The sequence below is a fragment of the Alishewanella sp. HH-ZS genome (assembly GCF_001704375.1).
Lineage (GTDB): Bacteria > Pseudomonadota > Gammaproteobacteria > Enterobacterales > Alteromonadaceae > Alishewanella > Alishewanella aestuarii.
The window spans coordinates 67,255-75,429 of sequence record NZ_LZEJ01000020.1; the positions used below are offsets into that span (position 1 = coordinate 67,255).

Genomic DNA, 8,175 nt, shown 5'->3' on the forward strand with positions numbered 1-8,175 from the left:
TTTGGTTGCACTCTTGGCGGCACTTAGCGATTATCCTGAGTTGCAGCAGCAAGATCCTGCTGCACCGAACGCGCAGTCCGGATAAAGGGGCCGGCGTCACGCAACTTTGCCGGTAACTGTGCAATATAGGCCGAGGCAGCGGCATTGTTTTTAAACGGGCCGGCGACTAACACCCACTGCTGTCGTCCCTGCTGCTGACGTTGATACAGCTGATACTGCAAGCCTGGGTATTGCTGCTGAAAGCGTTTTAACGCTGCCTCATCAGATAATACTGCCAATTGCACCAGTCGCTCAGTCGCGGCCAGTGCAGCCAAAGCTGTTGCGGCTGAACCGGCTGGCTTAACTGTGGCGGTTGCTCTAACCGTTTGCGGTTGCGCCTCAGGAGTAGGCTTAATGGTTACTGGCGCTTGCTCAGGCGCTGCAACGGGTATTTCGGTAGCAACGGCTGTCACAGGCTCAGCAACCTGTTCAGGTATCGCATCACTACTGTGTTCAGCTACTAAGTTAACGTGATCTGTTGTTTCAGAGACTGTTACTGACGCAAAAGCGGGCGTTTCCGGCTCAATCATCTCCGCAGTAGACAGTGACTGCTCCGGCAGATCTGGCATCAATTCAGCACGAGGGATATTTGCTGTTACAGCCGTATCAGCTGCTGTACTTGTCGGTAGCGGCGGTAGCGTCGTCGATGGCGTATGCCCTAACCAGCTTACTGCGGCTATCGCCACTACCGCTATCAGGGCGACGGCAGCCAACCAGGGGAAAGATCCACTTTGCGCCGCAACCTTTTTCGTTCTGGTTACACTTGTGTTGCTAGCGCCGTCTCTGGTTGCACTAAGCGGCATTTGTAACAACAGATGCAGATTACCCTGGCTAAGCGCAAACCGCTCCGCCAGCGCTAAGGGGTCTAACTGCTGCTCTTGCAGTAGTTGCTGACTATCCACTAAGGAGAGCGCCGGGATCGTCAGATTTAGCTGAAACCTGGGATCAGGCTGCGATATAAAACAAAACAGCCGCGCCGGTAATTGTTCCAGCAATGCCCAGCAGCTCAAATCCAGCGTATCCGCATCATCGAGCAATAAGACGTATTCAGTGGCATTGTCAGTACTACAACGCGCCAATAAGGACTCAGCATCCAGCTGCTCAGTGGCAAACCACTGCTGCGATAGTTGTTTGCTCAGTTGCTGTAATGACAGTGGACTTTGCACCAGTGCAACATTAACCGGCATTTCCTGACATTCAGAAAACAACTCAGCTAATACCAGCGCTAAGGTTGATTTACCGCTGCCCGCGGCACCAACAATAGCAAGGCGATCAAAATCATTAAACGCTAATTGAAATAGCAGACGCGATAACAGATCCCGCTGTGACGGTAACAGGTAACTGTTCTGATCCAGCTGTTGCTGCAAACTTCTGATTTTCATCAGTTGAATACCTGCATCAATTCAGTTTCGCTGACATCAGTGAGCATCTGGCTACGACCGAGTGCGACCGGCAAAATAAAGCGTAGCTGCCCATTAACAACCTTCTTATCGGTTTTCATAAAGGGCAGAAAATCTGCAATTCGCATTGTTGCGGGCGCAGACACTGGTAACTTGAAGTGTTGCAGGATGTTACGCACCCGTTCTACGTCGGCCTGTTGCAGATAACCACGGCTAAACGCCAACTGATGCGCCATCAGAATGCCAACAGCGACAGCCTCACCGTGTAACCATTCACCGTATCCGAGGAAAGCCTCTATCGCATGGCCAAAGGTATGGCCGAGATTAAGTAAAGCCCGCTCACCCTGCTCTGTTTCATCGCGGCTGACAATATCGGCTTTCATCTGGCAGCAGTGCCGGATCATTTCCGCCAGCGTTGCCGGCTGCTGAGCAGAAATGGCATCTGCATGCTGTTCTAGCCAGTCCAGAAACGGCAAATCACTAATCAATGCATACTTAATCACTTCCGCCATACCGGCGGCAAATTCACGTGGCGGCAAAGAGGCCAGCGTTGCAGTGCTGATTAATACCTGCTCCGGCTGCTTAAAGGCGCCGATCATATTCTTACCCAGCGGATGATTAACCGCTGTTTTACCACCTACAGAGGAATCAACCTGTGATAGCAAGGTGGTTGGGATCTGGATAAAACGCACACCACGCTGATAGCAGGCAGCGACAAAACCAGTCAGATCGCCAATCACACCGCCACCCAATGCGACCAGCACTACTTGCCGTGACAGCTTTTGTTCCAGTAAATAGGAAAGTACCATTTCGAAAGTTGCCAGCGTTTTATAGGCCTCACCATCCGGGACCAGAAAATGCCGGCACGGATGTTGAAACAACGCCTCCACTTGCGGTAAGTAGCGCGCAGCGACGGTAGGATTGGAAACAATTACCACCTGCTCAGCCGCGGCGATCTCAGGTAGTAAGGCAGGAAAGGCCTGGGCAATCTGGATAGGGTAGCTGCGTTCACCAAGTTGTACGGCAACGGTTTGCATAAGCAGCCCCCTGTGCTGAAAATCAGAAACCTAGTTGTTCAATAATCTGGTTAGCGACGGCCCGGGCGCTCTGTTCATCAGTACGCACTGTCAGATCGGCAATCTCGCTGTAGAGTGGATTACGTTCAGCGGCTAGACGCTCAAGTACTTCTTTTGGCTCTTCTTTGGTTTGCAGCAGTGGACGCTTCTTATCGCGCTGCGTACGGGCGACCTGTTTCTCGATCGGTGTTTCCAGGTAAACCACTATACCCCGTGCTGACAACCGATTACGGGTTTCCTTGCTTAATACCGAGCCACCACCAGTGGCCAGCACTATCCCTTGCAACTCAGTCAGATCCTGAATGACATTCTCTTCACGGACCCGGAAGCCCTCTTCACCTTCCAGGTCGAATACCCAGGCAATATCTGCACCGGTACGGCGTTCGATTTCCTGATCGGAATCATAAAACTCTAGGTGAAGCATCTCTGCCAGATGACGGCCTATAGTGCTTTTACCGGCACCCATAGGGCCTACGAGGAAGATATTACGTTTTTCTGCCATATGTCGTATTGCTAAGTCAGCTATTTCAAAGGAAAGTTGAATTCAAGGACCGTTAGGCTCCCACGAAAAATTGAAGCGCTGAATTATGTCAGGAATGGCCTTTGATTGGCAAGCTAAATATCAGAGGCGCGGGTCAGCCCCGCGCCTCTTCAGTTATTGCCCTTCCGTCAGGATCCGCGGCGTAACAAAAATCAACAGCTCGCTCTTTTCGTTCAGCTCACGCTTGTTGCGGAATAATACACCCATATAAGGAATGTCGCCCAACAGCGGTACCTTACTTACGGTAGAAACGATTTGCTGTTGATAAATCCCACCCAGTACTATGGTTTCGCCATTATCGGCCAACACCTGAGTCATAATTTGCTGGGTATCAATGGCTGTTGCCGGACCTGTTGGTGTTTGTACCGTTTCACCACGGGTATTTTGGGTAATCACCAAATCCAGAATAATCTTATTGTCCGGTGTAATCTGTGGCGTCACCGTCAAGCTTAATACCGCTTTCTTAAATTCAACGGTCGTTGCGCCACTGGATGCAGCCTGAACATAAGGAATCTCGACACCTTGCTCAATGCGGGCTTCTTTTTGGTTTGAGGTAGTAATTCGCGGGCTGGCAATCACTTCACCTTTGTTTTCCTGCTCTAACGCAGACAGTTCAAGATCCAATAAGGTACCATCAGCCAAACGCGCAACATGGAAAGCGATACTACCGGCCGGATTCGCTACCGGCAAATTGACGTTCCAACGATCGTCCAGTGACGGGAAACCGCCGTTAGATATAGTGTTCGCACCCGGCGCATTACCCGAAACGCCGCGGTTACCACCACTGGTGCTCTGCTGATCACTAAAGCCCCAGCGGATCCCCAGCTCATCAGTCACATTATCGTTCACGGTGACGATACGAGACTCGATCAGTACCTGCCGTACCGGAATATCCAGGCGTTCCAGCAGCCGGCGTACACTTTCAATATTTTTTGCGGTGTCTTTTAGTAACAAGGTATTGGTGCGTTCATCCACTACAACGCTGCCGCGATCTGATAACAAGGTTGCTTCACGGTTCGATAATAAACCTGCTAAATCGGCGGCCTTAGCGTAATTAATCTGGATCAGATCAGAATACAGTGGCTCCAGTTGCTCAACCTGTTGCCGCGCTTCCAGTTCACGCGCTTCACGGGCTGCCAGCTCTTCGGTCGGTGCGACCATTAAGATATTGCCTTCCATCCGCTTATCCAGGCCTTTAACCCGCAGTACAATATCTAATGCCTGATCCCAGGGTGTGCCGTCCAGGCGCAGGGTGATATTGCCGGTCACAGTATCACTGGTGACCAGGTTAAAGCCGTTATAGTCGGCAATAATCTGCAATACTGTGCGGATAGGAATATCCTGGAAGTTTAGTGAAATTGGCCGGCCTTTGTATTCACGCCCGCCACCCAAAATACTGCGACTGGTGGTGTCACGCACCAGATTGACCGTGAAAATATTGTCGATCTGCTGATAATTGAAAGTGAACTGCTCAGTAGCATCAATCACCAGCTTGGTTGAGGTACCGTCACGGAAAGTCTCCACGCCTTTTACGACAGTGGCAAAGTCCATCACATCCAATTGATACAACAATTCATCCGGGATAGAGGTATTGTGGAATTCAATTTCCAGCTTGCCAAGGCGTTCCTGAACATCGACAGCAGCGGCATTCTCTTTCAAAAACACCAGCACCCGGCCTTCGCCACGTTCACCACGGCGGAAGTCAATGGCTTGTAGCTGATTGATAAAGCTTGGATTAATTTCAGAACTGCTCCCTGGCCGGGTAACCTGAGGTGTATCGGCCAGGTGCACAGAGAAGACATTATCATTCAGACGGGTGCGATAGACTTTCAGCGTGTCCATCGCAATAACGGAGTTAACGCCTTCGTCATTCAGCGCTGAGCGGACAGCCGACACGCCAGCCTGGCCAACGGCAACATTAGCAAGACGTTGCTCCAACTCCGCCGTTGGGAAGGTCACACTCAAGCGGGCCGGTTGCTGTAATAGTTGCACCCGGGGTTCCTGCACCAATGGCTCATCAAATACAAACTCGATTTCCGTCTCACCGTTTAACAACGGATTGTAACGAACTTCATAAAGTAAAGGTGCTGCTGTTGCAGGCAAAGCACTGACAAGCAACGCTAACAAACCAAGTCTGCTGCCTTTAAATCCTGCCGCTTTATTTTTAATTAATTTATCCATGATTTACTCGCACACCTAGTTACCTGCTGTTGCAGCATCGAACATCTGAACTCTGGTGGTTCGTTCTACCCAGCAACCAGAACCATCCGGGATCAGCTCCAACAAATCCATATGGGTGGGTTCAACTCTGATCACCTTACCGTGAAACAGCCCCATATAATTGTTCAGCGTTATTCTGTGTAATGCCTTATCTGTTGATTCAATCAAGGCCCATAATTGCCCGCCATCACCCAAGGTCCCGCGCATCCGCAGATTATCCAGCGCGAAACGTTCCAGCGGCTCTTTACGCCGGTTCGGATCCGGCGTGATGCAATCCTGTTGTTGGGCAATACGGTCTTGTATCGCTTCCGGGCTGGGTTCAGTAAAGGGGCTACGTACATTACCCACATTATATGGAATATGGGTAAACTCTTTCGCCTGTGGTAATGGCTCTACCCGGGGGCGGGCATTATTCTTGACCGCATCCATATGCGCCTGAATATCACTGACGTCATCAAAGCAACCGGTCAGTAGCAAGCTGAGCGTTACTGCTGTCAGGAGTGCTCTCATTGAATGCTCTCCTTATAGCGATAGGTCTTGGCGACGACGTTAAATCTGAGTTTATTATCTTTATCAGCCTGAATGGTAAAGTCATGTAAACTAACGATTCGTGGCAGCTTAGCGACTTCACTGACAAAGTTACCGAATTGGTGATAATCCCCGACCACATCAATCTTGATCGGTAATTCCGTGTAAAACTCTTTTTCTACCTCAGGTTCCCAATTAATCCGTAAGAACGTCAAACCGCTGGTGGTACCAACGTAGGTAATATCGTCCAACAAGCCCGGCGTTTCATGAGTTGTGGGTAACTGTTTAAGCAACACCGCGAAGGTTTCTTCCATTTCTTTCATTTGTTCACGGTATGCCTCGAGATTTACCGCGGACGCGTAACGGTTCTGATAAGTCTGACGCAACTCCAGCTCTTTCTGCTGCGCTGCCGCCAACTCATCAATTTTGCTGTCAATCAGCAAATAATAACTAAGTACTGATACCAAGGCCGCAACCAGCAGTGCAAAAATGGCTTTCGCAGCTAAGGGCCAGGACCCCATATTCTCGAGATCAAGGTCATTGATATCAATCTCTGATAACTTCATATTCAGAGCCATTATCTGCCCCCCTGCCCACTGGTTGCTACAGGGGCTTGCTGTTCTAACGCATCATAACCTTCGATTTTTACGTGCATCCGGAAATCACTCAACAATGAGGAGCGTTCACGGCCAGCCTCGATAAACTCAAGGTAAGGGGTGGATAACAATTCAGACTGCTCCGCTTCACGCAACATATTCGACAACCGGTTATTCGATTCGCTTTTACCCAGCAATAACAATGATGAACCTTTCTTTTCCAGTTGGGTAAGATAGACGCCTGCCGGCACAATACGGGTAATTTCCAGCATCACCTGGGTGCCCAGATTACGGCTGCTTTGTAATTGTTCAATCAGCGTCATCCGCTGTTGTAGGCTGCGTTTGGTTTCATTCAGGTTACGAATTTCAGCGATACGTTGGTCAAGCACCCGGATCTCGCTTTCCAGAAATTGATTGCGCTTGGCCTGCCCTTCGAGTCTGGCGTTGTAGATCATATTAATCAGAAAGAAAATCAGAAAGCTTACCAAAGCTGTCAGAGCCAATAGCATTACATAGTTTTTTTGCCGCTCTTTTCTGGCTGCTTCGCGCCACGGCAGCAGGTTTATATATGCCATGGTGTAAAACTCCTCAATGCCAGGCCGCTGGCGACCATCAACTGCGGTGCACAATTGTCGAGCGCGTCACGATCGACTGCCGTCGCCACTTCCATACTGGCAAAGGGGTTAGCAATAACGGTATGGATACCCAACTCGTCCAGCAGTAATTTGTCGATACCTTCAATCAGCGCTGAGCCACCCGACACCACCAGATAATCCACCGCGTCCTTACCGCTACTGGTCAGATACATCTGAATACCACGGCGAATTTGTTGCAATAGCATCGTTTGGAATGGTGCCAGCACTTCAAAGGTATAATTGGGGGGCAAATCACCGGTAACTTTCGCTAACTCTGCTTCTTCGTAGCTCTTGTTATAATAAGACAGAATGCTGCGGGTGTACTGTTCACCGCCAAATACCTGATCCCGGGTATACAGCGTTTTACCGCCTTCAACTACACTTAGAAGGGTCATGGTTGCACCGATATCGACCATCGCCACCACCTTAGAACCGGCGTCTGCCGGCAATTGGTTCAGGCAAAGCTCATGTGCCCGGCTCAGGGCATAGCTTTCGACGTCAACAACCTTAGCGGTAAAACCACCGTTTGCCAGCGCAGCAACACGGGCTTCAACGCTTTCGGTTCGGGCCGCACTTAGCAGCACGTTGACCTTCGACGGATCGGACTCATTAACGTCGAGTTTTTCAAAGTCCAGGCTGACTTCGTTTAACGGATAAGGAATCAAGGTATCAGCCTCAACCTCAATCTGACTTTCCAGTTCAGCATCGGTTAAGGACACATCCATAAAAATGACTTTACTGATTACGGTAGAGCCAGAAATAGCAGTGGCAGCGAATTTCACCGAGCGGGGAATTTTTTTGCGGATTTTTGCCAGCACATTGCCGACAGCTTCAATGTCCTGCACCTCACGGTCTGACATAGCGCCTTTTTGCATCGGCTCAACCGCGAAGGCTTCAACTTTATAATAGCCGCTATGCTGACTGAGCAGTATCGCTTTCACTGAGTGAGAGCCGATATCAATCCCAACCATTACGGGCGTTTGTTTACTAAACAGGCTTTTGATCATAGCGTCCTGCAGCCGTTATTTTAGTTAGTTATTCTTATACTAGGTATTCTTAGCCTAGACACGATTTTTTGGCAAGAAAAAGCGTTTAATCTCAGTCTAATAAATATATACTAAATAGCTGATCCTAATTGTG

The 8,175-nt window shown here is 49.7% G+C and carries 8 protein-coding genes; all 8 read right to left on the reverse strand.

From position 1 onward, the window contains the following. Positions 1-23: 23 nt before the first annotated feature. The 8 genes from A9165_RS09700 to A9165_RS09735 all read right to left on the reverse strand — a co-directional run bounded on the left by A9165_RS09700 (position 24) and on the right by A9165_RS09735 (position 8,042). Entirely contained in the window at positions 24-1,421 is a 1,398-nt protein-coding gene (locus A9165_RS09700) for an SPOR domain-containing protein (protein ID WP_065955725.1), read from the reverse strand. Then, positions 1,421-2,476 (reverse strand): 3-dehydroquinate synthase, encoded by a 1,056-nt coding sequence (aroB, locus tag A9165_RS09705; protein WP_065955726.1) that lies wholly within the window; start codon positions 2,474-2,476, stop codon positions 1,421-1,423. Before aroB ends, A9165_RS09700 begins: the two co-directional genes overlap by 1 nt. 22 nt (positions 2,477-2,498) lie before the next feature. After that, positions 2,499-3,017, reverse strand: coding sequence for a shikimate kinase AroK (gene aroK, locus A9165_RS09710; protein ID WP_008609011.1), 519 nt, complete (start codon positions 3,015-3,017; stop codon positions 2,499-2,501). A 153-nt stretch (positions 3,018-3,170) separates the two neighbouring features. Continuing rightward, positions 3,171-5,237 carry a type IV pilus secretin PilQ family protein gene (gene pilQ, locus A9165_RS09715; protein ID WP_008609012.1) on the reverse strand — a complete coding sequence of 689 codons (2,067 nt, stop codon included), beginning with the start codon at positions 5,235-5,237 and terminating at the stop codon, positions 3,171-3,173. Positions 5,238-5,252: 15 nt separating this feature from the next. Then, on the reverse strand, positions 5,253-5,786 hold the full coding sequence (locus A9165_RS09720; RefSeq protein ID WP_008609013.1) for a pilus assembly protein PilP: 534 nt from the start codon (positions 5,784-5,786) through the stop codon (positions 5,253-5,255). Beyond that, positions 5,783-6,382 carry a type 4a pilus biogenesis protein PilO gene (locus A9165_RS09725; protein WP_008609014.1) on the reverse strand — a complete coding sequence of 200 codons (600 nt, stop codon included), beginning with the start codon at positions 6,380-6,382 and terminating at the stop codon, positions 5,783-5,785. Before A9165_RS09725 ends, A9165_RS09720 begins: the two co-directional genes overlap by 4 nt. Then, positions 6,382-6,975, reverse strand: coding sequence for a PilN domain-containing protein (locus A9165_RS09730; RefSeq protein WP_008609015.1), 594 nt, complete (start codon positions 6,973-6,975; stop codon positions 6,382-6,384). Before A9165_RS09730 ends, A9165_RS09725 begins: the two co-directional genes overlap by 1 nt. Next, positions 6,963-8,042, reverse strand: a complete 1,080-nt coding sequence (locus A9165_RS09735) for a pilus assembly protein PilM (RefSeq protein WP_065955727.1) — start codon at positions 8,040-8,042, stop codon at positions 6,963-6,965. The genes A9165_RS09730 and A9165_RS09735 overlap by 13 nt, the downstream gene beginning before the upstream one ends. Positions 8,043-8,175 lie beyond the last annotated feature (133 nt).

Coding starts and splice junctions, on each gene's coding strand:
- A9165_RS09700 (WP_065955725.1), bottom strand. CDS start 1,421: ATGAAAATCAGAAGTTTGCAGCAACAGCTGGATCAGAACAGTTACCTG.
- aroB (WP_065955726.1), bottom strand. CDS start 2,476: ATGCAAACCGTTGCCGTACAACTTGGTGAACGCAGCTACCCTATCCAG.
- aroK (WP_008609011.1), bottom strand. CDS start 3,017: ATGGCAGAAAAACGTAATATCTTCCTCGTAGGCCCTATGGGTGCCGGT.
- pilQ (WP_008609012.1), bottom strand. CDS start 5,237: ATGGATAAATTAATTAAAAATAAAGCGGCAGGATTTAAAGGCAGCAGA.
- A9165_RS09720 (WP_008609013.1), bottom strand. CDS start 5,786: ATGAGAGCACTCCTGACAGCAGTAACGCTCAGCTTGCTACTGACCGGT.
- A9165_RS09725 (WP_008609014.1), bottom strand. CDS start 6,382: ATGGCTCTGAATATGAAGTTATCAGAGATTGATATCAATGACCTTGAT.
- A9165_RS09730 (WP_008609015.1), bottom strand. CDS start 6,975: ATGGCATATATAAACCTGCTGCCGTGGCGCGAAGCAGCCAGAAAAGAG.
- A9165_RS09735 (WP_065955727.1), bottom strand. CDS start 8,042: ATGATCAAAAGCCTGTTTAGTAAACAAACGCCCGTAATGGTTGGGATT.